Raw genomic sequence first — 22,485 nt, forward strand, 5'->3', positions numbered from 1 at the left:
GGGTTGGGTGGTGCTGGTGGCAGTCGGCTGGGCCGGGGAAGCGTTGGCGGGTTGGGTGGTGCTGGTGGCAGTCGGCTGGGCCGGGGAAGCGTCGGCGGGCTGAGCGGTGCTGGCGGCAGCCTGCGTCGCCCGGCAAGCGTCGGCAGCCGGCTGCGCCCGGCAAGCGTCGGCGGCCTGCGCACGGTCGCGGTCGTGGCCGAGGCCGGCTGGCGCGGGGATGGTGGTGGCTGCGGACACTGGGTGGCTCCCTCCGGGGCGGAATACGTCCACGCTCCCGAACCGCGCTTGCCCGGACCCTTGCCCGCACACCGTGTGCGCAGATCAGAGCGCTTGCCCGAGTGCTCGTGCCCTTGCCCGGGCAAGGGCACGAGCCGCTTGTCCACAGGCCGCACGAGTTCGCCGAGTTGTCCACAAACCGGCGGATCGCAGTTGCTCCGTCCGGTCGAGCGGAGCAATGTCGAGGCATGAGCAAGCCACATCCGCAGAGACGCCGCATCAGGCGGCGAATGGGCCGGCGACGCCGCGAGGAGGACCCTGCCGTCTTCACCAACCGTGACCGCGAGCTGGTCCTCGAGGCCATGGCGGCCGAACAGAACGGCGACCTCGCGCGGGCGTTCGGGTATCTGCACCGGACGCCGCACCGGCTCGGCAGTCCGTGGGCCGACGAGGTGGGCGCGCTGCTGACGCTCGGCGACCGCGCCGAGGCATGGCAATGGGCCAGGTTCGCCGTGTCCGCCGCCCAGCGATGGATCGGGGTGGTGTCGAGTCCGCTGACGGCCAGGGTCGAGCGTGAGGTCTGCGCCGGCGCGGGCATCTCCATGGCACCCGGCCGGGACGACCATTCCTGGCGTGGGCTGGCCGAGCGCACCGCCCTGGCCAGAACGGCGGCGAACGTGCTCCTCTTCGACGAGCTCCTGCTCGAGGTGTTCCTGGTCCGGATCGCGCCCGAGCTCGCCGAGCGAGGCGGCGGCGGCCGGAACTGGGCGGCGACGCCTGGGCGGGTGTACGAGCTGGGCGAGCTCACCGGCAACGAGCTCCGTGTCCGGGCCCACGGTTCGGGGAACTGGCAGTCCGTTCGGCACCTGGGCGAGGCGGTGGGGCCGGCCCCGGACGCCTTGCTCTACGGTCGGCTGCTCGAGGTGCCCGGCCTGCCGGCGCTGGTCTTCGCGAGCCCGCCGATCGTGGTCGACCAGGCGGCCGCCCAACGGCTGGAACGGCTCGACGAGTCACGCCCGCGCCGGCTCGTCGAACGGTGCAAGGCGCTGGGAGCCGCGGCCCGGTCCGGCGTCACGTACCTGCCGGCGCCGCCCGACTACGACGCGGATCCGGCGGCGGGCGTGCGGCTGCTGATGGAGCAAGGCCTGGACCGGGTGGCGGCCGAACAGTTCGCGGTGGTGCAGTCGATGGTGGCGATGCACGGGGTCGATCCCGATTCGACGCCGGTGTACGCCTATCACGCAGCCGGCGCCCTGTCCGATCCGCCGGTCGAGGTCGAGGTGCGCCGGCGGCTGGTCGGACCGGGGTACGCGGCGTTGTGGAAGGCCTGGGCGGCGGCCAGCAACGGGCTGGACCGTGAGCGCTTCCTGTCCCTCGCCGCGGCGGAGCCGCCGTGATCGGAGCCGAGTCGATGACGGGCGAAGCGGCGTCGGCCGGCATGGCGGGCGACCAGGGAGGAAGGTGATCGCGGGGATACGAGAGACTGTGCCCATGACGTTACGGGTGGCGGTGATCGGCGCGGCCGGTCGCATGGGGCGGCAAGTGATCGAGGCGGTCGAGCAGGCTGCCGACCTCGAGCTCGCCGGGCGGTTCGACGTCGGCGACGACCTCGGGGATCTCGGGAACGCCGACGTCGCGGTGGAGTTCACCGTGCCGGGCGCGACGCTCGCCAACGTGCTGCACTGCGTCGAACAGGGCGTGCATGTGGTCGTCGGAACCACCGGCTGGACGGACGAGTCGCTGAACCAGGTCAGGGCGGCGCTGGCCGTGCACCCGAAGGTGGGCGTGCTCATTGCCCCGAACTTCGCCATCGGGGCGGTCCTGACGATGCGGTTCGCCGCACAGGCGGCCCGGTTCTACGAGTCGGTCGAAGTGATCGAGCTGCACCACCCGGACAAGGTCGACGCACCCAGCGGGACGGCGGTCCGCACCGCCGAGTTGATCGCCGAGGCACGCCGGGCCGCGGACGTGCCGCCGGCGCCGGACGCCACGGCGAGCGGACTCGAGGGTGCCCGCGGCGCTCAGGTCGACGGCGTGCCGGTGCACGCGGTCCGGCTGCGCGGACTGGTCGCGCACGAGGAGGTGCTGTTCGGCTCACCGGGCGAGACCCTGACCCTGCGACACGACTCGTACGACCGTGCCTCGTTCATGCCGGGCGTGCTGGCCGGTGTGCGCGGCGTCGTCGATCGGCCGGGGCTGACCGTGGGGCTCGAGGAGATCCTCGACCTGTGAGGGGCGAACGGCGCGACCGGATCTGGGCCGCCGGCATGGCGGTGCTCGTCGGCGCACTGCTGGTGCTCGTGATGTGGCGCGGCGTGCTGCTGATCGGGTCCGGGTCGGTGGCCGGCGCGGGCATCGGCGTGGCGGTCGTGGTCATCGCGGTGGTCGGCGGCTGGGTGCTGTGGCGCTCGGTCCGGTTCGGGCTGCGGATGCAGACACTGGCCCGGGAGCTGGAGGTCGAGGGCGGCCTCCCGGTCGACGACCTGCCGCGGCGGCCCAGCGGGCGGGCGGAGCGGGCGGCGGCCGACGAGCTGTTCCAGCGGCGCCGTGCCGAGGTCGAGGCGAGCCCGGAGGACTGGCGGGCCTGGTTCCGGCTGGCCCTCGCCTACGACGACGCCGGCGACCGGTCCCGGGCGCGGGAGGCTGCTCGGCGGGCGTTTGCTCTGCATGGCTGAGGCCTGCTCGTGCGCGATGCGGCTGGGCGACGTTCGGGGAGGGCGCTGGGTGGCTGCTCGGTGAGCGTTGCTCTGCATGGCTGGTGCCTGCTCGTGCGCGATGCGGCTGGGCGACGTCCGGCGAAGGCGCTGGATGGCGGCTCGGCGAGCGTGTGCTCTGCACGGCTGGTGCCTGCTCGTGCGCGATGCGGCTGGGCGACGTCCGGCGAAGGCGCTGGGCGGCGGCTCGGCGAGCGTGTGCTCTGCACGGGCTGACTCCTGCACGTCCCGCGAAAGCGGCTGCGCGACGTGCACGGGCTGACTCCTGCACGTCCCGCGAAAGCGGCTGCGCGACGTGCACGGGCTGACTCCTGCACGTCCCGCGAAAGCGGCTGCGCGACATCCGGCGGGGGGCGTGGGCGGCGCGCGGGGCCTTCTCTCCGAGATCGAAACCCGGCAAGGTAGGGAGGGACACACGGGGGCTCGGTCAAGGAGACGGGTGATGGGTGTGCGCCGGAGCATGCGGACGACAGTGGCCCTCGTCGGAACGATCGCCGTGGCGGGGGTGGGTCTGCTCGCACCGGCGCAGGCGGCCCCGGATCGCCAGCAGAGCGACCCACCGCCCAAGCAACCCGTCGCGACGGGATCGGGCGGTGCGGTTGCCACGGTCGATGCGGACGCCACGGCCGCCGGGCTGGAGGTGCTGCGACGGGGCGGCAACGCGGTCGACGCGGCGGTGGCGGCGGCCGCGGCACTGGGCGTCAGCGAACCGTTCTCCGCGGGCATCGGCGGCGGCGGGTTCTTCGTCTACTACGACGCGAGGTCCGGTGAGGTCAGCACCCTCGACGGGCGGGAGAGCGCGCCGGCGACGGCGACGGCGACGCGGTTCATCAACCCCGCGACGGGGCAGCCGCTGGCGTTCCTCGAGGCGCGGGTGAGCGGTCTGTCCGTCGGCACGCCGGGCACGCTCGCCACCTGGGCCGAGGCGCTGGACCGCTGGGGCCGCCGCAGCCTCGCCCGCAACCTCGCCCCGGCCATCGACCTCGCGGAGGACGGGTTCGTCGTCGACCAGACGTTCCGGTCACAGGTCGAGGCGAACGCGGCGATCTTCGCCGACTTCCCCGCGACGGCCGAGCTGTACCTGCCCGGCGGAGCACCGCCCGCCGTCGGCACGGTGCTGCCCAACCCCGACCTCGCCGCCACCTACCGGCAGATCGCCCGGCACGGTACCGACGTGTTCTACGAGGGCCCGATCGCGGACGAGATCGCCGCGACCGTCCAGGACCCGCCGGTCCGCGACGGCGCCACGCGCGTGGTCCGCCCCGGCGACCTGACGGCCGACGACCTGGCCGGCTACGAGGTCATCGAGCGCGAGCCCACCCTCGTCGACTACCGCGGCCTGCAGGTCTACGGCATGCCGCCGCCGTCGTCGGGCGGCTCGACCGTCGGCGAGGCGCTGAACATCCTCGAGAACTACGACCTCGGCGCGATGGACGAGGCCCAGGCCCTGCACCACTATCTCGAGGCGACGGCGCTCGCGTTCGCCGACCGCAACCGCTACGTCGGCGACCCGGACGTCGTCGACGTGCCGCTGGACGAGCTGCTGTCGCAGGAGTTCGCCGACGAGCGCGCCTGTCTGCTCGACCCGGACGCGGCCGCGCCGAAGCCGGTGGCGCCGGGCGTCCCCGACGGCGACTATGGCGCCTGCGCGACCTCCGCCGAACCGGCCGCCGTCGCCGACGATGGCTCCACGACGCACCTGACGACGGCCGACCGCTGGGGCAACGTCGTCGCCTACACCCTGACCATCGAGCAGACCGGCGGCAGCGGTATCGCCGTCCCCGGCCGCGGCTTCCTGCTCAACAACGAGCTGACCGACTTCAATTTCGCCCCGACGCAGGGCAGCGCGCCCGACCCGAACCTGCCCGGCCCGGACAAGCGGCCGCGCTCGTCGATGGCGCCGACGATCGTGCTCGACGGCGACGGCGACCCGCTGCTGGCGCTCGGCAGCCCCGGCGGTGCGACCATCATCGGCACGGTGCTGCAGACCCTGGTGAACCGGATCGACCTCGGCATGGACCTGCCCACGGCGCTCGCCGCGCCCCGGCTCTTCCAGCCCAACGCCGTCAACACGTCGGCCGAGCCCGCCATCGACGGCGGCCCGCTCGGCGCGATCCTCGAGGACGTGTACAGGCACACGCTGATGCCGACGCCGGAGATCGGGGCGGCGACGGCGATCGAGTTCCTGGGCAAGCATCGGCTGCAGGCGGTCGCCGAACCGGTCCGCCGCGGCGGCGGCAGCGCGGCGGTGCTCCATCCGCGGCGCTGACCTCCGGGCGGCGACGCCGGCGGCGACGGCGCCCGCGGCGACGGCGCCCGCGGCCACCGGCCCGCCCGCCCTGGCCGACGTGCGGCGGGCGCTGCCGGTGCTCGCGGAACTACCGGACGACCTCGTCGGGCGCCTGGAGCTGACGGAGCTGCTCGTGCCGCCGCCGGCGCTCGCGGCGGCCCGGAGCCAACTGGAGGAACGGCTCGGTCACCACGTGGTGACCTACCACGCCGACCCGCCCGCGCCGGCGTCTGCCGGCGCCACCCTGCACCTCTGCACGCTGCTGCGGCCGGCGGCGCTGACCGGCGCCGCCCTGGCCGCTCTTCGTGCCGCAGAGACGGACTTTCCCGGCGTGGTGCTCGTCGCCTACGCGAAGCCGCTCAGGCTTCGCCCTCGGGGAGGAGCGGGCGCATGAACGTCCGCTCCCACCGCAGGACGCACCCGGTCTCGTCGCGCAGAGCGTCGGCGGCGACGAAGTCCGGGTGCACGCCGAACAGCGTCCGGTACTCCTCGTAGGCGGCCAGGCTCGGGAAGCTGAACAACGCCAGCGCCTGGTCGCTGGCGCCCTCGGACGGCAGGAAGTACCCGTGGTGGGTGCCGCCGTGCTCATCCACCAGCGCCAGCCAGCGCCGGGCGAACCGCTCGAAGTCGGCGATCTTGCGGGGATCGATCGTGTAGGTGACGACGCAGGTGATCACGCGGGCAGGCTACGTCAGCGCGCGCAGGACGGCCGTCACGACGGCGGCGACGACGATCACCACGAGGAACGACTGCCGCAGCACCAGCGCGACCACGCCGGCGCCGACCCCGGCCAGCAGCCGCAGGTCGAGGCCGAGCGAACCCGCGGAGTCGAACAGCTCGACGGCCACCAGGGCGGCCAGCATCGCCACCGGCAGCATCGTCGCCACGCGCTGCACGTCGTCGCGCTCCAGCACCGACGGCGGCAGCGACACGCCGGCCAGCTTCAGCAGGTAGCAGCCCACCGAGGCGACGATCACCGCGACCCAGACCCCCGTCATCGCGTCACCTCACGCCCTCGACGCGGCAGCAGACCCGCTACGACGGCGATCGGCGCCGCCGCGAGCACCGGCACCCCGGCCGGGACGAGCGGGATCAGCACCGTCGCCACCAGCGCCCCGCCGACGGCGACCCAGCGCCCTTCGGCAGTACGCAGCCGCGGCCACAGCAGCGCCAGGAACGCCGCCGGGATCATCGCGTCCAGCCCGAGCGTCGCGGGGTCGCCGATCGCCGACCCGCCCAGCGCGCCCGCCAGCGACCCGGCGTTCCACAGCAGGAACAGCAGCACGCCGGTGGCCCAGAACGCGTAGCGCTGGGCCGGCTCCTCGTCGTGCCCGACGGCCATGGCGGTCGTCTCGTCGATGACCAGTTGCGCCGTGACCAGCCGCCGCGGCCCGGACAGCGCCCGCCGGCCGAGGATGCGCGTGAGCGGCACACCGTAGAACGCGTTGCGCACACCGAGCAGCAGCGCCGTCGGGACGGCGGCCAGCCCGGCCCCGCCGCTACCGATGACGCCCACCAGCGCGAACTGCGACGCGCCGCTGAACATCACCAGGCTGAGCACCATCGTCTGCCAGACCGTGAGGCCCGACGCGACCGAGACGGCGCCGAAGGACGCGCCGAACGCGCCGGCGTAGCCGGCCATGGCGGCCGCGTCGCGCCGGATCGCTGCCCGCGATTCGTGACCCATGGGGGCAGACAGTACTCATTCGGTCCGACAGTGCTGCGCCAGTTCCGGATGGCGATACCGGTAGCCTGGCCGCGTGCTGTTCCAGAAGCGCTTCTGGCCGGGCCTCGCCGAGGGCACCATCACGCTCGCGTTCCGGCGCTGGTCGCGCCAGCAGGTGCTGCCCGGCCGCCCGTACCGCACGAACGGCGGCCGCATCGAGGTCACCTCGGTCACCGTCGTCGACCCGGCCGGCATCACCGACGACGACGCACGCGCGGCCGGCTTCCCCGACGCGGCCAGCCTGCGGGCCGACCTGCCCGGCGACCCGGCCAACCCGACGTACCGGGTCCAGTTCCACCCGGCGACGGACCCGGACCCGCGGAGCGAGCTGGCCTCCGGCGGCCAGCTCGACGCGGCCGAGATCGACGCCATCACCAAGCGCCTGGACCGCCTCGACCGCGCCTCGTCCTACGGCGCGTGGACCCGCGAGACGCTGCGGCTGATCGAGCAGCACCCGGAGCGCCGCGCCGGCGATCTCGCGGACATGGCCGGCCGCGAGCGGGCGCCGTTCAAGCTCGACGTGCGCAAGCTGAAGAACCTCGGGCTGACGCTGAGCTTCCCGATCGGCTACCGCATCTCGCCCCGCGGCCGCGCCTACCTCGACGCGACGGCCGACGCCACCGGCGCCACGAGCGCGACCGGCGCGACGCGCAAGCGTGCCACCACCCCGACGGACTAGCGGCGCGGCTGGTCCGACGGCCCGACGTGGTCGTCGAGCCAGCCCTTGAGCGGCGCCAGGTCGCGCCAGGCCGCCGCCACATGGGTCGCCGCGGCCGGCGTGTGCAGCCAGTCCGGCGCGCCGACCTCCAGCCAGGCGACCAGCGCCTTCTGCCGCAGCAGGTCGATGCGCGGATGGTCGGCGTCGTAGCCGCGCGGCCGCGTCTTCAGCGCGTCGCCGCCGACGACGTACCCGGCGTCGCGGATGTCCGAGACGATCGCGGCCAGCGCCTTGCCCCGCCGCTCCTCGTCGACGGCGGCGCGGTAGCGGGCGACCTGGTCCGGCGCCATCTGGTAGTAGCCGGCGGCGACGAACAGGCCGGGGGCGCCGATGTGCACGTAGCAGCCGCCGACGGTGACGCCCTGCTGGGTCTTGTACGGCGACTTGTCCGCGGCGAACCGGACGTCGCGGTAGGGGCGGAAGAACCGGACGGCACCGAACTCCGGCGCCAGTTCCTCGGCCAGCGCCCGCATCGGGTCGCGGACGCAGCTCTCGTACACCGACTTGTGCGCCGTCCAGAACGACTTGGTGTTGTCGTTCTCGAGGTCCTCGTAGAAGTCCAGCGCCTCGACCGGGATGCCGGCGAACGTCATGACGCGGCCTCCTCATCCGACGACAGGGAGGTGTGCAGCCGCACCTGACGCAGCGTCGCCGACCCGTCGCCGGTCAGGTCAAGGGTGCGGTGCGCGGTGTCCGGCGCCCAGCCGGCCGGCTCGAGGAACCCGCGCAGCGCGTCGTCGCCGACGACCAGCCAGATGCGGGCGCGGGTGAAGCCGTCGGCACGCAACGTGTCGGCGACGGCGGCCAGCAGCCGCGACCCGTGCCCCTCGCCGAGCGAGGCCGGGTCGACGTGGAAGGCGACCACCTCGCCGTCGCCGGGCTGCGCGTCGGGGTCCTCGGACGGCGCGGTGGCGGCGAACCCGACGACGCGGCCGGCCTCGAGCGCGACGAGCACGCGGTGCTGGGCCGACGGGGGACGGGTGACGGCCTCGCGCCAGGCGGCCGCGAACGTCGGCGCGTCGACGTCGGCCAGCACCGCCGGGGGGAGCAGGGAGCCGTAGGACGCCGTCCACGCCCGGGCCTGCACGGCACCGATCGAGTCGGTGTCGGCGGCCCAGGCGAGGCGGACGCTGCGATCGGCGACGGGCTGTTCGGACACCCGTCCTACTCTACGTGCGCGCGTGGTGCGGGCACTCGGCCGGGACGTCCTCGTTCACCGGCGGGGTCCAGCCGGTGGACGGCAGGAAGCCCGGCAGCTCCGTCGAGTCGTCGTAGTAGCGGTGGTACACCGGCGACGTCGTGCTGGACAGCGGCGGGACCACCCACGACCACTCCGCGTGCGGAACGCGGCCGGCCCGCTCCTCCTTGCCGACGAACCGCATGAACATCTCGGACTCGTGGTGGTGGTCGGCGATCTTCACACCGGCGGCGTCGAACGAGTGCAGCACGGCCCGGTTGATCTCGACGAGCACGCGGTCGCGCCACAGCGACCGCTCGTTGTCGACGTCCAGCCCGAGCAGCCGGCCCACCTGCGTCATGCGGTCGTACCGGTCGGTGTCGACGAGGTTGCGCGAGCCGATCTCCGTCCCCATGTACCAGCCGTTGAACGGCGCCGTCGGGTAGGTGATGCCGCCGATCCGCAGCGGCATCGACGAGATCGCCGGGACCGCGTGCCACTTGAGGTCCAGGTCGGCGAACCAGGGCAGCTCGGGGTGGACGAGAGGTACCTCGAGGACGGCGTCGCCGGGGATGTCGAACAAGCGGACGCCGTCCTCGAGGGTCTCGATGGCCAGCGGGAGGACGTCGAAGTCGGTGCCCTTGCCCGACCAGCCTAGGCCCTCGACCCAGCGGGTGAACTCGGTCTGCGCCGGATCGCCGACGACGGTGTCCATGCCCTGGTAGCCCGCGTACCGGATCAGCTGCGTGTTGCGCAGCCGCGGCGCCGGCCGGCCGGGCTGGTCCGGCGCGAACAGCGTCAGCACCGGGCGGATCCGGCCGCCGTTCGTGGCGACGCGCAGGTGCTCGACGCACTCGGCGGCCACGCCGTCGGCGCTGCGGACCGTGCGCCGGTCGCGGACGATCAGGCTGCGCCAGTAGAGCCGGCCGATGCACCGGTTGGCGTTGCGCCAGGCGACCTGGGCGCCGAACTCCAGCTCCTCGCTGGTGTGGCTGAACGTGCCGCGCCGGCCGAACTCGACCAGCGCCTCGCTGAACCGCACCTCGGGATCGGGTGCGTGCGGGTTCTCAGCGGCGTGCTGCCGGAAGAACGCCTCGGCTTCGCTGAGGTCGACGGAGTGGATAGGAACGTCTGGAAGGCCCGGATGGTGATGCGTCCCATCGGTCGTCACAGGGTCAGCTCCTCCGCAGTCGCAGGGTGGCAAATCGCCCCGAACATGATCATCGTGCCGGGAAAATGACACACCGTCACGAATGATCTCAGAGGGCGGACGGCGTCGTCCGGCGATCACTGGAATCGCCGCGGACTATCAGAACCCGGTCCGAATGGGACGCTGCAGGTCAGGGGCAAATAGGGGCATTTCGGGCACCCGAGCGCGCCCTGAGAGGCGAAAGTGACGCCCGTCACGCTGAGTGACGAGGCCAGGCGGCGGTGAAAACCGGTGGACCCGCGGCGGCGGCCGCGGATAGGCATGGACCATGACGGACGGTGGATCGCGGGCGGCGCTGGACCGGGTGCTGCGGCGGGTGGGCGGCGAGGACGTGCTGACGGCGTTGGCGGCGCTGCCCGGCTCGGACCTGACCACGCTGCAGCTGGAGCTGATGCGCCGTCGCGCCGCCGCCCTGACCCCGGCCGGCGTGCTGGAGCGCTACCGAGGCGACCGGTTCACCGCGCCGGCGGCGGTGCCGTTCCGCGACCTGCGCCGGGTCGAGGACGTGCTGCTCGACGTGCTCGCGGGACGGCCGGAGCCGGTCGACGTGGTGGCGCTCGCGCCGCTGGCCCCGCTCGGCACGCACTCGGTGCTGGCGACCGTCGACCAGAACAAGATCGTCACGACGGTGCGCGGCACGGACGTCGCGGCGGACCCGACCAACGGGCTGGCGCTGGAGGCGGCGGTCCGCCGGCGGAGCGACGCGGCCGGCGGCGTGGCCCGGCTGGCCGCGATCCAGCGCGTCGTGCGCGCCCAGCTGGCCGGCGGCCCGGCGCGGTTCGCGCACTTCTCGCTGTTCGCTCAGGTCACCGCCGGCCGGGACGTCGGCTCGCTGGGCTTCGAGCGGACGGCGCTGGCCGAGCAGCTCGCCGTCATCGACACGGCGCTGCGAAGACTCGGCGCCGGCGAGGTCGAGGTGCGGTTGACGGTGCTGGATCCGCGCTTCCAGCTGGTCGCCGACGGTGTCGAGGGCGGCGTGCTCGACCCGGACCGGGAGAGTGGCCGCGGCTACTACGAGGGCCTCTGCTTCAAGGTGATGGCCCGCCTGGGCGACGCGGAGCTGGTCGAGATCGGCGACGGCGGGTTCACCGGCTGGACCCGCGGGCTGCTCAGCAATCGGAAGGAGCGCCTGTTGATCAGCGGCCTCGGCATCGACCGGCTCGCGATGCCGTGACGCGTCAATGGTGTTACACACGACAGACAATCATGCTGGACAGGTGTCACATCGCGACCTAGCCTGGAGCCATGGCGCCAACCGACCAGCGAACCGACGACCGCGAGGCGGCGTTCTACGCGATCGTCGACTCCGACGGGCGCATCGAGCCGCGCGACGACATGCCGGAGGCGTACCGCAGGACGCTGATCCGGCAGATCGCGCAGCACGCGCACTCGGAGATCATCGGCATGCAGCCGGAGGGCAACTGGATCAGCCGCGCGCCCAGCCTGCGCCGCAAGGCGATCCTGCTGGCCAAGGTGCAGGACGAGGCCGGCCACGGCCTCTACCTCTACGCGGCGGCCGAGACGCTCGGTGTCAGCCGCGACCAGCTCCTCGACCTGCTGCACACGAGGAAGCAGAAGTACTCGTCGATCTTCAACTACCCGACGCTGACCTGGGCCGACGTCGGCGCGATCGGCTGGCTGGTGGACGGCGCCGCGATCACCAACCAGGTGCCGCTGACTCGCTGCTCGTACGGCCCGTACGCCCGTGCCATGGTCCGCATCTGCAAGGAGGAGTCCTTCCACCAGCGGCAGGGCTTCGAGTCGCTGCTGACGCTCACCCGCGGCAGCGCGGCGCAGAAGGCGATGGCGCAGGACGCGCTGGACCGCTGGTGGTACCCGAGCCTGGCGATGTTCGGCCCGCCCGACACCGGTGAGCAGGTCTCCGGCGGCCACACCGAGCAGTCGATGCGCTGGGGCATCAAGCGGTTCAGCAACGACGAGCTGCGGCAGCGCTTCGTCGACATGACGGTGCCGCAGTCGGAGGTGCTCGGGCTGACCATCCCCGACCCGGACCTGCGCTGGAACGACGAGCGCGGCCACTACGACTTCACCGCGCCCGACTACGACGAGCTGTTCCGCGTCATCAAGGGCGACGGGCCGTGCAACGAGCAGCGGCTGCGGCACCGCGTCGAGGCGCACGAGGACGGCGCCTGGGTGCGCGAGGCGGCCGGGGCGTACGCCGCGAAACAGCAGGCCAAGCGGGCGGAGGCCGCGGCATGAGCGCCGAGTGGCCGCTCTGGGAGGTGTTCGTCCGGGCCAAGCGCGGCCTGTCACACATCCACGTCGGCAGCCTGCACGCGCCCGACGCCACGATGGCGGTCCGCAACGCCCGCGACGTCTACACCCGCCGCGGCGAGGGCGTCTCGATCTGGGTGGTGCCGTCGGACCAGATCACCGCCAGCAGCCCGGACGAGAAGGACGCGTTCTTCGACCCGGCCGGCGACAAGGTCTACCGGCACCCGACGTTCTACGACGTGCCGGTGGAGGCGAAGCACCTGTGACGACCCAGCGGTACGCCCTCGCGCTCGGCGACGACGCGCTGATCCTGGCCCAGCGGCTGGGGGAGTGGGTGGCCCGCGCGCCGGAGCTGGAGGAGGACGTCGCGCTGGCCAACATCGCGCTGGACCTGCTCGGCCAGGCCCGCACGCTGCTGACGTACGCGGGCGAGCTGGAGGGCGCGGGCCGTGACGAGGACGCCTTGGCGTACTGGCGCGACGACCGCGACTTCCGCAACGTCCTGCTGGTCGAGCTGCCCAACGGCGACTTCGCGGTGACGATGGCCCGCCAGCTGGTCTTCGCCGCCTACCAGTACGAGCTGTACGACCGGCTGCGCGGGAGCGCCGACGAGACGGTGGCCGCCGTCGCGGGCAAGGCGGTCAAGGAGGTCCACTACCACCGCGACCACGCCACCCAGTGGGTGCTCCGCCTGGGCGACGGGACGGACGAGAGCCGTCGCCGCATGGTGGCCGGGCTCGAGACGGTCTGGCCGTACGTCGACGAGCTGTTCGAGCCGTTCGACGGCGCCGACGTCGACCCCACGGCGCTGCGCGAGCCGTGGACGGCCTACGTGCACGGCGTGCTGGCCGAGGCCGGCCTGTCCGTGCCGGAGCCGACGGCGTCACGGCGGGGCGGCCGCGACGGCCTGCACACCGAGCACCTCGGCTACCTCCTCGCCGAGCTGCAGCACCTGCACCGATCCCACCCGGGAGCGACGTGGTGACCGCCGTCCGCGAGGTCGTCGCCGCCGTCCAGGACCCGGAGCTGCCGGTCGTCACGATCGAGCAGCTCGGCATCCTGCGCGACGTCCGGGTCGACGACGACGGAGCCGTCACCGTCGACATCACCCCGACCTACTCCGGCTGCCCGGCGATGGACGCGATCCGCGCCGACATCGTCGCCGCGCTGGCGGAGAACGGCGTCGACGACGTCGACGTGCGGACGGTGCTGGCCCCGGCCTGGAGCACCGACTGGATCACTCCCGACGGCCGCGCCGCGCTCGCCGACGCCGGCATCGCGCCGCCGCACCCCGCGGGAACGGTCGCCCTCACGCTCACCGTGCGCTGCCCGCACTGCGGCTCGCCCGACACCCGCGAGCTGTCCCGGTTCGGCTCGACGGCGTGCAAGGCGCTGTGGGTCTGCCGGTCCTGCCAGGAACCGTTCGACCACGTGAAGGCGCTATGACGACGACCACCGCGGCGCCGCGGGAACGGCGCAGGCACTCGGTCACCCACCGGCTCCGGGTGGCGGCGGTGGAGCCGCTGACGGCCGACGCCGTCGCGGTGACGTTCGCCGTGCCGGCCGAGCTGGCCGCCGACTACGACTACGCCGCCGGCCAGCACGTCAACGTCTCGCTGCCCGGCGGCGACGGGGTGCGGCGCAGCTACTCGATCTGCTCGCCGGCCGGATCCGGCATGCTGCGGATCGCGGTGAAGCGGATCCCCGGCGGCGCGTTCTCGTCGCACGCCCTGCAGACGCTGGCGGCCGGCGACGAGGTCGACGTGATGACGCCGGCCGGCCGGTTCACGCCGTCGTTCGATCCGGGGCAGGCCAAGCACTACGCGCTGATCGCGGCCGGCAGCGGCATCACGCCGGTGCTGTCGATCGTCGCGACGGCGCTGGACACCGAGCCGGGCAGCCGGGTCACGCTGCTCTACGGCAACCGGACGTCGTCGTCGGTGATGTTCCTCGACGAGCTGGCCGACCTCAAGGACCGGCACCCGGACCGGCTGCAGCTCGTGCACGTGCTGTCCCGCGAGCCCGGGTCGACGCAGCTGCTGTCCGGCCGCATCGACGGCGACCGGCTCGGCCGGCTGCTGGACACGCTGCTGCCGCCGGACACCGTCGACGACTGGTACCTGTGCGGCCCGTACGAGCTGATCACGACCGCCCGCGAGGTGCTGGCCGCCCGCGGCGTCGACCGCGCCCACGTCCACGCCGAGCTCTACCACGTCGGAGACCCGCCGCCGGCGATCCGCGAGGAGGCCCGCCAGCAGGCCGTCACCTGTGCGGTGACCGCGTCGCTGGACGGCCGCCGCACCGAGGTCACCGTCGACGACCCGGACGAGACCGTGCTGGAGGCGGTGCTGCGGGTCCGCAACGACGCGCCGTTCGCCTGCAAGGGCGGGGTCTGCGGCACCTGCCGGGCCAAGGTCCTCGACGGCGCCGTCACGATGGAGCGCCGCTACGCCCTGGAGGACGACGAGATCGCGGCCGGCTACGTGCTCACCTGCCAGTCGCACCCGACGACGCCGACGCTCGAGGTCGACTACGACGCCTGAACCAGCCCGTTCTCGTATGCCGCGATGACGAGCTGGGCGCGGTCACGGGCGGCCAGCTTGGCCAGCAGGTGGCCGATGTGCGTCTTCACCGTCTTGATCGAGATGGCCAGCGCGGCGGCGATCTCGTCGTTGGACAGCCCGGCCGCGACCAGCGCCAGCACCTCGGTCTCCCGCTCGGTCAGCCCGTCCAGGCGGGCGGCGCGGCCGGCCGCGGGCCGATCGAGGTAGTGCTCCACCAGCCGGGTCAGGATCGCCGGCGCGAACAGCGACTCGCCGGCGTGCGTGCGCCGGACCGCGTCCAGCAGCTGCTCCGGCCGGGCGTCCTTGAGCAGGAAGCCGCTGGCCCCGGCCCGCAACGCCGCGTACACGTACTCGTCCAGCTCGAACATGCTCAGCACGAGGACGCGGACGCCGCCGAGGTCGCCGACGATCCGCCGGGTCGCCTCGATCCCGTCGCCGCCGGGCATCCGGATGTCCATGAGGACGACGTCGGGGCGCAGCTCCGCGGCCAGCGCCACCGCCTCGGCGCCGGTACCGGCCAGGCCGGCGACGGCGAGGTCCGGCTCCGCGTCGATCAGCAGTGCCAGACTGTGGCGCAGCAGCGGCTGGTCGTCGGCGATGAGGACCCGGACGGTCACGGCGCAGGCCGCTCAGGGAGCGAGGCGACGACGACGAACCCGGCGCCGCCGTCCGGGCCGGCCGCGAGCGTGCCGCCGAGCGCCGTCACCCGCTCCCGCAGGCCGGCCAGGCCGTGCCCGGCGCCGGGCCGGGGCTCCCAGCCGTCCGCCGGGCCGTCGTCGCGCACCGTCACGACCACCGCCGCGCCGTCGCGCTCCACGGCCACGCGGACCCGGGCCGGGCCGGCGTGCCGGGCGGTGTTGCTCAGCGCCTCGCGGACGACGGCACACGCCGTCAGCTGCACGCCCGGCGAGACGTCGTCCAGCGCCGGCAGCTCGAGGGACGCGTCCAGCCCGGCGCCGCGGGCGGCCGCGACGATGCCGGGCAGGTCGGCCAGCGACTCCGCCGGCCGCAGCGGCGCGGCGTCCGGGCTGCGCAGCACGGTGAGCATGCGGCGCAGCTCGGTCGTGGTCTCGCGGCTGACCGTCTCGATGTCGGCCAGCGCGGTCGCCTGCTCGGCCGGGCCGGCCAGCCGGGCGGCGACAGCGGCCCGGACGGTGATCAGGCCGAGCCCGTGCGACACGAGATCGTGCAGGTCACCGGCGATCCTCAGCCGCTCGGCCTGGGCCGCCCGCTCGCCGGCCCAGGCGGCCAGCCGATCCTCGTGGGCGCGCCGCTCCCGCCGGGTGCGCAGCACCGCCCACCCGGCGACCAGCACCGCGAGTCCCACGATGACCAGCGGCAGCAGCAGCTGCGCCGTGGAGCCCTGGTTGCCGACCGACATGAGGCCCATCACCAGCACGAAGAGCACGGCCCAGGCGACCGGCCAGGCCCGCGAGCTCCAGGTCGGGCGGCTCTCCATGGTCCGAGTCTAGGGACGGCCCGCGGCCCGGTCATCGGACCACGGTCCGAGCGACCCTGGCCCGATGACAACGCGTCCGCGCCACGCTGACATGGGCGCATGCTCCTATTCGACGATGTGGTGAAGCGCCGCGGCGCGCGCGACGTGCTGTCCGGCGTGACGTTCACGGCGCGGCCGGGGCGGGTGACCGGGTTCCTCGGGCCGAACGGCGCCGGCAAGTCCTCGACGCTGCGGATCCTGCTCGGCCTGGACCGGGCGACGTCCGGCACGGCGCTGGTCGCCGGCCGCCCCTACCGCGAGCTGCGGCATCCGCTGCGGACGATCGGGTCGGTGCTGGACGGCTCCGGCGCGCACCGGTCCCGCACCGCCCGCCAGCACCTGGCCTGGGTGGCCCGCAGCAACGGCATCCCGCGCCGCCGGGTCGGCGAGGTGCTGGAGCAGGTCGGGCTGGCCGACGCGGCGCGGGTGCGGGCCGGGCGGCTGTCGCTGGGGATGGGCCAGCGGCTGGGGCTGGCCGCGGCGCTGCTCGGCGAGCCGGCGGCGCTGGTACTGGACGAACCGGTGAACGGGCTGGACCCGGAGGGCATCCGGTGGATCCGCGGGTTGTTGCGCGCGCACGCCGACGCCGGCGGGACGGTGCTGTTGTCCAGCCACCTGATGAGCGAGGTGGCCGAGCTGGCCGACGACCTGGTCGTCATCGCCGCCGGGCGGGTGGTCGCGGCCGGACCGCTGGCCGCCGTCACGGCCGGGCACCGGACGCTGGAGGACGCGTTCTTCGCGCTGACGAGCGGGGGAGCGCCGTGATGGCGGCCGTCGCGGCCGAGCTGCGCAAGGCGCTCACGCTGCCGGCCGCCCTCGCCGGCCTGGCCGTCGCCGTGCTGGCGCCGGCGGCGCTGGCGGTGCTCTACGCCGCACAGGGCACGGCCGGCTCGGCGGCGCAGGCGGCGCTGGACGCGGCGCCGATGGTCACCATCGGCGCGATCGTGCTCGGCGTCGTCGCCGTCAGCAGCGAGTACGGCGGCGGCCGGCAGATCGCCGGCACGCTCGCCGCGATGCCGAGGCGCCGGACCGTCCTGGCCGCGAAGGCCGCGACCGTCGCCGTCCTGATCGCGGCCGCGGCCGCCGTCGCGTTCCCGGTCGCGCTGCTGGCCGCCCGCCTGGTCGGCGGCACCGGACCGGCGCCGGACGACGTCGTGGGCCGGGCCGCCGGAACCGGTGTCTACGCCGTGCTCATCGGGCTGATCGCGCTGGCGATCACGACGCTGACCCGCAACGGGATCGTCCCGCTGATCGTGCTGATCGCCAACGGCTCGGTGGTGTCGGTGTCGTTCCTGCTGTCCCTGGCGACGCCGCTGGCGCTGTACCTGCCGGACCTGGCCGGCATGCGGATGCTCGCCGGCGACGACCGGATCGCGATCGACGACGCACTGGCGCCGCTGCCCGGCGGGCTGGTGATGGCCGCGTGGACGGCCGCGCTGCTCGCCGTCGCCGCCGTCGTGCTCGGCCGCCGCGACGCGTGAGCACCCGATAGGGTCGGTCGTCGTGGCGCTCACGGCGGACGCGATCCTGCTCGACCTCGACGGGACGCTGGTCGACTCGACCGACTCCATCGCGCGCTGCTGGCTGCGCTGGTGCCGCGAGTACGACGTCGACCCGGCCGGGCTGGCGGCCGCGCACGGGCGCACCACCGCCGACATCGTCGCCGACCTGCTGCCGGGTCCGATGGTCAGCGCCGCGCTGACCCGCATCGACCAGCTGGAGATCGACGACGCGGTCAGCGTGCGGGCGCTGCCGGGCGCGGCCGCGCTGCTCGCGTCGATCCCGGAGGGCCGGCGCGCCGTCGTCACGTCCGGCAGCAAGGTCATCGCCGCCGCCCGGATGCGCGCGGCCGGGCTGACGCCGCCGTCCGTCGTCGTCACCGCCGACGACGTCCTGCGCGGCAAGCCGAACCCGGAGCCGTACCTGCTCGGCGCGCAGCGCCTGGGCATCGACCCCGCTCGATGCGTCGTCGTCGAGGACGCGCCCAGCGGCATCGCCGCGGCCCGGGCCGCCGGGATGGCCGTCGTCGCCGTCACCTCGACGCACGAGGCCCGGCAGCTGGAGGCCGACCTCGTCGCCGCCGGCCCGGCGCGGATCAGCGTCAACGGAACCGGCCCCCTGCTCGTGGACGTCGTAGCCGGATGACGACGACCGACCTGGCGGCGCACCAGCCGTGGAGCAGGCAGCAGCGCCGGCGCGTGTTCTGGCCGGTGCTCGGCCTGGTCGCGGCGGCGGCCTGCTCGGTCGCCGTGGTCGGCCTGGCCGTCGGCGACCTCGCGCCGTCCACCGTCGCCACCGCCACCCTGTTCGCGCTGCTGCCGGTCGTGGTGGTGGTCGGCGCGTTCCTCTGGCTGGACCGCTGGGAGCCCGAGCCTGGACGGACGATGCTGGCGGCCTTCCTGTGGGGCGGCGGCGTGGCGACGCTGGGCGCGCTGCTGGTGAACTCGCTGGTCGCGGTCACCTACGGGGACTACACGTCGTCGGTGGTCTCCGCGCCGTTCGCCGAGGAGGCGCTGAAGGGCGCGTTCCTGGTCGGCCTGCTGTGGTGGCGGCGCGACGAGCTGGACGGGCTGGTCGACGGCATCGTCTACGCGGGGTTGGTCGCGGCCGGGTTCGCGTTCGTCGAGAACATCCTCTACCTGGGCCGCGCCTTCGACACCGCGTCCATCGACGGCTACACCGTGTTCGTCGTGCGCGGCATCTTCTCGCCGTTCGCGCACCCGCTGTTCACCGTGTTCATCGGCATCGCCGTGGGTCTCGCGGCCGGCCGGCGGTCGGTCGCGGCGCGGCTGTTCCTGCCGGTCGTCGGCTACCTGCTGGCGGCCGGGCTGCACGCGCTGTGGAACGCGTCGGCGCTGTGGGACGACGACGGCAGCGGCTTCATCGCCGTCTACGTCATCGTCATGGTGCCGCTGTTCGCCGGCATGCTGGGCATCGCGGTGTGGCAACGCCGCCGCGAGCAGCGCATCGTCGCCGCCCGGCTGGGCGAGTTCGTGCAGGCCGGCTGGATCCCGTGGTACGAGGTCGACCTGCTGTCGACGATGCGCAGCCGGCGCCGCTGGACCCGGGCGATGCGCACGCAGTACGGCGGCGACGCGGCCCGCGCCGTGCGGGCCTACCAGGTGGCCGTCACCGAGCTCGCGTTCCTCATGACGCGGCTGCGGCGCGGCCGGGTCGAGGACCGGTCCGACCCGCGGGTGCCCGAGCTGCTCGCCGCCGTCGCCGGGACGAGGGCCCGCGCGGTCGCGCTGACCAGCGCCGGACGGTGAGGCGGTCGGTGCACGGCTCCGGATCACGGTAATCTGCCTCCATGTCCGACGAGCTCTTCACCCTCGCCGCCGCCACGTCCGGCGCGCCGGCGGCAGCACCCTTCGGCCGCGTGTCGGTCGCCATGGTCACCCCGTTCCTCGACGACGGCGGCCTCGACCTCGAGGGGACCGCCGCCCTGGCGGAGAAGCTCGTCGCCGACGGCTGCGACGGCATCGTGGTCGGCGGCACCACCGGGGAGAGCCCGACCACGTCCGACGCCGAGAAGGACCTCGTCCTGCGGGCCGTCCTCGAGGCGGTCGGCGGCCGGGCCCGCGTCGTCGCCGGCGTCGGCACCTACGACACCCGCCACACCGGCGAGCTGGCGCAGGCCGCGCAGAAGGCCGGCGCGCACGGCCTGCTGGTCGTCACGCCGTACTACAGCCGGCCGCCGCAGGAGGCGCTCTACCAGCACTTCACCGCCATCGCGTCGGCCACCGACCTGCCGGTCATGCTCTACGACATCCCGGCCCGCACCGGCGTGCCCATCGCCACCGAGACGCTGGTCCGGCTGGCCGAGCACGACCGCATCGTCGCCGTCAAGGACGCCAAGGGCGACGTGTTCGCGTCGTCGGAGGTCATGGCCCGCACCGGGCTGGCCTACTACAGCGGCGACGACGCACTCAACCTCGCCCTGCTCACGCACGGCGCCGTCGGCATGGTGAGCGTGGTCGGGCACGTCGCCGCCGCCGAGTACGCGCAGATGGTGCGTGCCGTCGACTCCGGCGACCTGCCGCGGGCACTGGGCCTGCACCGGCGGCTGATCCCGGCGGTGCGCGGCATCATGACCCGAACCCAAGGAGCCATCATGGCCAAGGCGGCCGTCGAGCTGCGTGGCGTCATCCGGAACCGCACGGTCCGTTCGCCTCTCATCCCCGCCACCGACGAGCAGGTCGCGCAGCTGCGCGCCGACCTCGCCGAGGCGGGGCTCGCATGAGTCATCCGCACCCGGAGCTGCCCTCGCCGCCGCCGCTGGACCCGGCGGCGCTGCGCGTCGTCCCGCTCGGCGGGCTCGGCGAGGTCGGCCGCAACATGACCGTGTTCGAGCACGGCGGCCGGCTGCTGGTCGTCGACTGCGGCGTGCTGTTCCCCGAGGACAACCAGCCCGGCGTCGACCTCATCCTGCCCGACTTCGAGTACATCCGGGACCGGCTCGACGACGTCGAGGCGATCGTGCTCACGCACGGGCACGAGGACCACATCGGCGCGGTGCCGTTCCTGCTGCGCGAGAAGCGCGACATCCCCGTCGTCGGCTCCCGGCTGACGCTCGCGCTGGTCGAGGCGAAGCTCAAGGAACATCGCATCGACGCCTACCAGCTGCAGGTCAAGGAGGGGCAGACGGAGCGGTTCGGCCCGTTCGAGGTCGAGTTCCTCGCCGTCAACCACTCCATCCCGGACGCGCTGGCGCTGGCCATCCGCACCCCGGCCGGCGTCGTGCTGCACACCGGCGACTTCAAGATGGACCAGCTGCCGCTGGACGGCCGACTCACCGACCTCAACGGCTTCGCCCGGCTCGGCGACGCCGGCGTCGACCTGTTCATGGTCGACTCCACCAACGCCGAGGTGCCCGGGTTCACGCCGCACGAGCGCGACATCGCCGACGTCCTCGACGGCGTCTTCGGCCGCGCGCCACGCCGCGTCGTCGTCGCCTCGTTCGCCAGCCACGTGCACCGCGTCCAGCAGGTCCTCGACGTCGCCGTCGCGCACGGCCGCAAGGTCGCCTTCGTCGGCCGGTCCATGGTGCGCAACATGGGCATCGCCCGCGATCTCGGCTACCTCACCGTCCCGGGCGGCACCCTCGTCGACCTCAAGTCGATCGACGACCTGCCGCCGGACAAGGTCGTGCTGATGTCGACCGGGTCGCAGGGCGAGCCGATGGCGGCGCTGTCGCGCATCGCCAACCGCGACCACCCGGCGATCCGGATCGAGCCGGGCGACGTCGTCGTGCTGGCGTCGTCGCTGATCCCGGGCAACGAGAACGCCGTCGGCCGCGTCATCAACGGCCTCACCCGCGAGGGCGCCACGGTCGTGCACAAGGGCAACGCCAAGGTGCACACGTCCGGGCACGCCTCGGCCGGCGAGCTGCTGTTCGTGTACAACCTGGTCAAGCCGCGCAACGTCATGCCCATCCACGGCGAGACCCGGCACCTGTTCGCCAACGCCGACATCGCGGTGGCGGCCGGGGTGCCGCGCGAACGGGTCGCGCTGGCCGAGGACGGCGTCGTCGTCGACCTGCTCGACGGGGTCGCGAAGGTGGTCGGCTCGGTGCCGTGCGGCTACGTCTACGTCGACGGCTCCAACGTCGGCGGCGTCGCCGAGGCGTCGCTGAAGGACCGCCGGATCCTCGGCGAGGAGGGCTTCATCTCCGTCGTCGTCGTGGTCGACTCCGTCACCGGCAAGGTCACCGGCGGCCCGGAGATCCACGCCCGCGGCTTCGCCGAGGACGACAGCGTCTTCGACGACATCCGGCCGGAGCTGGTGGCCGCGCTGGAGAAGGCGGCCGAGGGCGGCAACGCCGACACCTACCAGCTGCAGCAGACGGTGCGCCGCACGATCGGCCGCTGGGTCGGCGGCCGGCTGCGCCGCCGCCCGATGATCATCCCGGTGGTCGTCGAGTCGTAGCGAGAACGCTGCGGCATCGGTGTCGTGGGCGCGACAGTGATCTCACACCGTCGCCGCAGTGACCTCACACCGTTTCCAGTGTGGCGAGCTGCGGGAACGGACATTTCGGCCGACGCGCCGGGACGTGTGTGACTGAAGATGCGTCTGTGTCGGATGTAGTGTGATCTCCATGGCGACCCGAACAGCCACAGCACGGTCGCGAAGCTCGT

At 73.8% G+C, this 22,485-nt stretch carries 26 protein-coding genes; 18 read left to right on the forward strand and 8 right to left on the reverse strand.

What is annotated here, in order from left to right:
- The first annotated feature begins 506 nt into the window (after window positions 1-506).
- The 5 genes from C1I92_RS24550 (at window position 507) to C1I92_RS24570 (ending at window position 5,614) form a co-directional block, all read left to right on the forward strand.
- Window positions 507-1,613: a hypothetical protein gene (locus C1I92_RS24550; protein ID WP_111257276.1), complete on the forward strand. Its 1,107-nt coding sequence runs from the start codon at window positions 507-509 to the stop codon at window positions 1,611-1,613.
- A 94-nt stretch (window positions 1,614-1,707) separates the two neighbouring features.
- Window positions 1,708-2,448: a 4-hydroxy-tetrahydrodipicolinate reductase gene (gene dapB / locus C1I92_RS24555; RefSeq protein ID WP_111257277.1), complete on the forward strand. Its 741-nt coding sequence runs from the start codon at window positions 1,708-1,710 to the stop codon at window positions 2,446-2,448.
- Window positions 2,445-2,891, forward strand: a complete 447-nt coding sequence (locus C1I92_RS24560) for a hypothetical protein (RefSeq protein ID WP_233507209.1) — start codon at window positions 2,445-2,447, stop codon at window positions 2,889-2,891. Before dapB ends, C1I92_RS24560 begins: the two co-directional genes overlap by 4 nt.
- Before the next feature lie 481 nt (window positions 2,892-3,372).
- The gene (ggt, locus tag C1I92_RS24565; RefSeq protein ID WP_111257278.1) at window positions 3,373-5,199 is read left to right on the forward strand and encodes a gamma-glutamyltransferase; all 1,827 of its coding nucleotides are present in this window, start codon (window positions 3,373-3,375) and stop codon (window positions 5,197-5,199) included.
- Between the two features lie 79 nt (window positions 5,200-5,278).
- The gene (locus tag C1I92_RS24570; protein WP_111257279.1) at window positions 5,279-5,614 is read left to right on the forward strand and encodes a hypothetical protein; all 336 of its coding nucleotides are present in this window, start codon (window positions 5,279-5,281) and stop codon (window positions 5,612-5,614) included.
- On the opposite strand, the gene C1I92_RS24575 is transcribed toward C1I92_RS24570, so the two are convergent.
- From C1I92_RS24575 to C1I92_RS24585, 3 genes are read right to left on the reverse strand one after another with little or no spacing between them, the layout of a single operon-like run.
- The gene (locus C1I92_RS24575) at window positions 5,580-5,897 is read right to left on the reverse strand and encodes an NIPSNAP family protein (RefSeq protein WP_111257280.1); all 318 of its coding nucleotides are present in this window, start codon (window positions 5,895-5,897) and stop codon (window positions 5,580-5,582) included. The genes C1I92_RS24570 and C1I92_RS24575 overlap by 35 nt on opposite strands.
- A gap of 9 nt (window positions 5,898-5,906) precedes the next feature.
- Entirely contained in the window at window positions 5,907-6,218 is a 312-nt protein-coding gene (locus tag C1I92_RS24580; protein ID WP_111257281.1) for an AzlD domain-containing protein, read from the reverse strand.
- Window positions 6,215-6,907: an AzlC family ABC transporter permease gene (locus C1I92_RS24585; RefSeq protein WP_111257282.1), complete on the reverse strand. Its 693-nt coding sequence runs from the start codon at window positions 6,905-6,907 to the stop codon at window positions 6,215-6,217. The genes C1I92_RS24580 and C1I92_RS24585 overlap by 4 nt, the downstream gene beginning before the upstream one ends.
- Window positions 6,908-6,980: 73 nt before the next feature.
- Here C1I92_RS24585 and C1I92_RS24590 point away from each other — a divergent pair, with 73 nt between their 5' ends.
- A complete protein-coding gene (locus C1I92_RS24590) occupies window positions 6,981-7,625 on the forward strand; it encodes an ASCH domain-containing protein (RefSeq protein WP_111257283.1) in 645 nt (214 codons plus the stop codon).
- Here the strand turns inward: C1I92_RS24590 and C1I92_RS24595 are convergent.
- From C1I92_RS24595 to C1I92_RS24605, 3 genes are read right to left on the reverse strand one after another with little or no spacing between them, the layout of a single operon-like run.
- Window positions 7,622-8,257, reverse strand: a complete 636-nt coding sequence (locus tag C1I92_RS24595; RefSeq protein ID WP_111257284.1) for a DUF2461 domain-containing protein — start codon at window positions 8,255-8,257, stop codon at window positions 7,622-7,624. The two genes, C1I92_RS24590 and C1I92_RS24595, sit on opposite strands and share 4 nt — an antisense overlap.
- Entirely contained in the window at window positions 8,254-8,823 is a 570-nt protein-coding gene (locus C1I92_RS24600) for a GNAT family N-acetyltransferase (protein ID WP_111257285.1), read from the reverse strand. Before C1I92_RS24600 ends, C1I92_RS24595 begins: the two co-directional genes overlap by 4 nt.
- 10 nt (window positions 8,824-8,833) lie before the next feature.
- A complete protein-coding gene (locus C1I92_RS24605; RefSeq protein ID WP_111257286.1) occupies window positions 8,834-10,012 on the reverse strand; it encodes a nitric oxide synthase oxygenase in 1,179 nt (392 codons plus the stop codon).
- Between the two features lie 307 nt (window positions 10,013-10,319).
- Between C1I92_RS24605 and C1I92_RS24610 the strand changes: the two genes are divergently transcribed.
- From C1I92_RS24610 to paaE, 6 genes are all read left to right on the forward strand, one after another.
- Entirely contained in the window at window positions 10,320-11,225 is a 906-nt protein-coding gene (locus C1I92_RS24610) for a hypothetical protein (protein ID WP_199521561.1), read from the forward strand.
- A gap of 71 nt (window positions 11,226-11,296) precedes the next feature.
- Window positions 11,297-12,271 carry a 1,2-phenylacetyl-CoA epoxidase subunit PaaA gene (gene paaA / locus C1I92_RS24615; protein ID WP_111257287.1) on the forward strand — a complete coding sequence of 325 codons (975 nt, stop codon included), beginning with the start codon at window positions 11,297-11,299 and terminating at the stop codon, window positions 12,269-12,271.
- Complete coding sequence (gene paaB, locus C1I92_RS24620; RefSeq protein WP_111257288.1) at window positions 12,268-12,552, forward strand: 1,2-phenylacetyl-CoA epoxidase subunit PaaB; 285 nt, start codon at window positions 12,268-12,270, stop codon at window positions 12,550-12,552. Before paaA ends, paaB begins: the two co-directional genes overlap by 4 nt.
- Complete coding sequence (gene paaC, locus C1I92_RS24625) at window positions 12,549-13,271, forward strand: 1,2-phenylacetyl-CoA epoxidase subunit PaaC (RefSeq protein WP_111257289.1); 723 nt, start codon at window positions 12,549-12,551, stop codon at window positions 13,269-13,271. Before paaB ends, paaC begins: the two co-directional genes overlap by 4 nt.
- On the forward strand, window positions 13,268-13,732 hold the full coding sequence (gene paaD, locus C1I92_RS24630; RefSeq protein ID WP_111257308.1) for a 1,2-phenylacetyl-CoA epoxidase subunit PaaD: 465 nt from the start codon (window positions 13,268-13,270) through the stop codon (window positions 13,730-13,732). Before paaC ends, paaD begins: the two co-directional genes overlap by 4 nt.
- Complete coding sequence (gene paaE / locus C1I92_RS24635; RefSeq protein ID WP_111257290.1) at window positions 13,729-14,829, forward strand: 1,2-phenylacetyl-CoA epoxidase subunit PaaE; 1,101 nt, start codon at window positions 13,729-13,731, stop codon at window positions 14,827-14,829. The genes paaD and paaE overlap by 4 nt, the downstream gene beginning before the upstream one ends.
- On the opposite strand, the gene C1I92_RS24640 is transcribed toward paaE, so the two are convergent.
- Both C1I92_RS24640 and C1I92_RS24645 read right to left on the reverse strand, forming a co-directional pair.
- Entirely contained in the window at window positions 14,817-15,467 is a 651-nt protein-coding gene (locus C1I92_RS24640) for a response regulator (protein ID WP_111257291.1), read from the reverse strand. The genes paaE and C1I92_RS24640 overlap by 13 nt on opposite strands.
- Window positions 15,464-16,309 carry a sensor histidine kinase gene (locus tag C1I92_RS24645; protein ID WP_111257292.1) on the reverse strand — a complete coding sequence of 282 codons (846 nt, stop codon included), beginning with the start codon at window positions 16,307-16,309 and terminating at the stop codon, window positions 15,464-15,466. The genes C1I92_RS24640 and C1I92_RS24645 overlap by 4 nt, the downstream gene beginning before the upstream one ends.
- Before the next feature lie 99 nt (window positions 16,310-16,408).
- Between C1I92_RS24645 and C1I92_RS24650 the strand changes: the two genes are divergently transcribed.
- From C1I92_RS24650 to C1I92_RS24675, 6 genes are read left to right on the forward strand one after another with little or no spacing between them, the layout of a single operon-like run.
- Window positions 16,409-17,113, forward strand: a complete 705-nt coding sequence (locus C1I92_RS24650; RefSeq protein WP_111257293.1) for an ABC transporter ATP-binding protein — start codon at window positions 16,409-16,411, stop codon at window positions 17,111-17,113.
- Window positions 17,113-17,829, forward strand: a complete 717-nt coding sequence (locus C1I92_RS24655) for an ABC transporter permease (protein ID WP_111257294.1) — start codon at window positions 17,113-17,115, stop codon at window positions 17,827-17,829. The genes C1I92_RS24650 and C1I92_RS24655 overlap by 1 nt, the downstream gene beginning before the upstream one ends.
- Window positions 17,830-17,851: 22 nt before the next feature.
- Window positions 17,852-18,493, forward strand: a complete 642-nt coding sequence (locus C1I92_RS24660; RefSeq protein WP_233507210.1) for an HAD-IA family hydrolase — start codon at window positions 17,852-17,854, stop codon at window positions 18,491-18,493.
- Window positions 18,490-19,617, forward strand: coding sequence for a PrsW family intramembrane metalloprotease (locus tag C1I92_RS24665; protein ID WP_111257296.1), 1,128 nt, complete (start codon window positions 18,490-18,492; stop codon window positions 19,615-19,617). The genes C1I92_RS24660 and C1I92_RS24665 overlap by 4 nt, the downstream gene beginning before the upstream one ends.
- 41 nt (window positions 19,618-19,658) lie before the next feature.
- On the forward strand, window positions 19,659-20,591 hold the full coding sequence (dapA, locus tag C1I92_RS24670; protein ID WP_111257297.1) for a 4-hydroxy-tetrahydrodipicolinate synthase: 933 nt from the start codon (window positions 19,659-19,661) through the stop codon (window positions 20,589-20,591).
- On the forward strand, window positions 20,588-22,276 hold the full coding sequence (locus C1I92_RS24675; RefSeq protein ID WP_111257298.1) for a ribonuclease J: 1,689 nt from the start codon (window positions 20,588-20,590) through the stop codon (window positions 22,274-22,276). The genes dapA and C1I92_RS24675 overlap by 4 nt, the downstream gene beginning before the upstream one ends.
- Window positions 22,277-22,485: the final 209 nt, after the last annotated feature.

Source organism: Jiangella anatolica (genome assembly GCF_003236295.1).
GTDB lineage: Bacteria > Actinomycetota > Actinomycetes > Jiangellales > Jiangellaceae > Jiangella > Jiangella anatolica.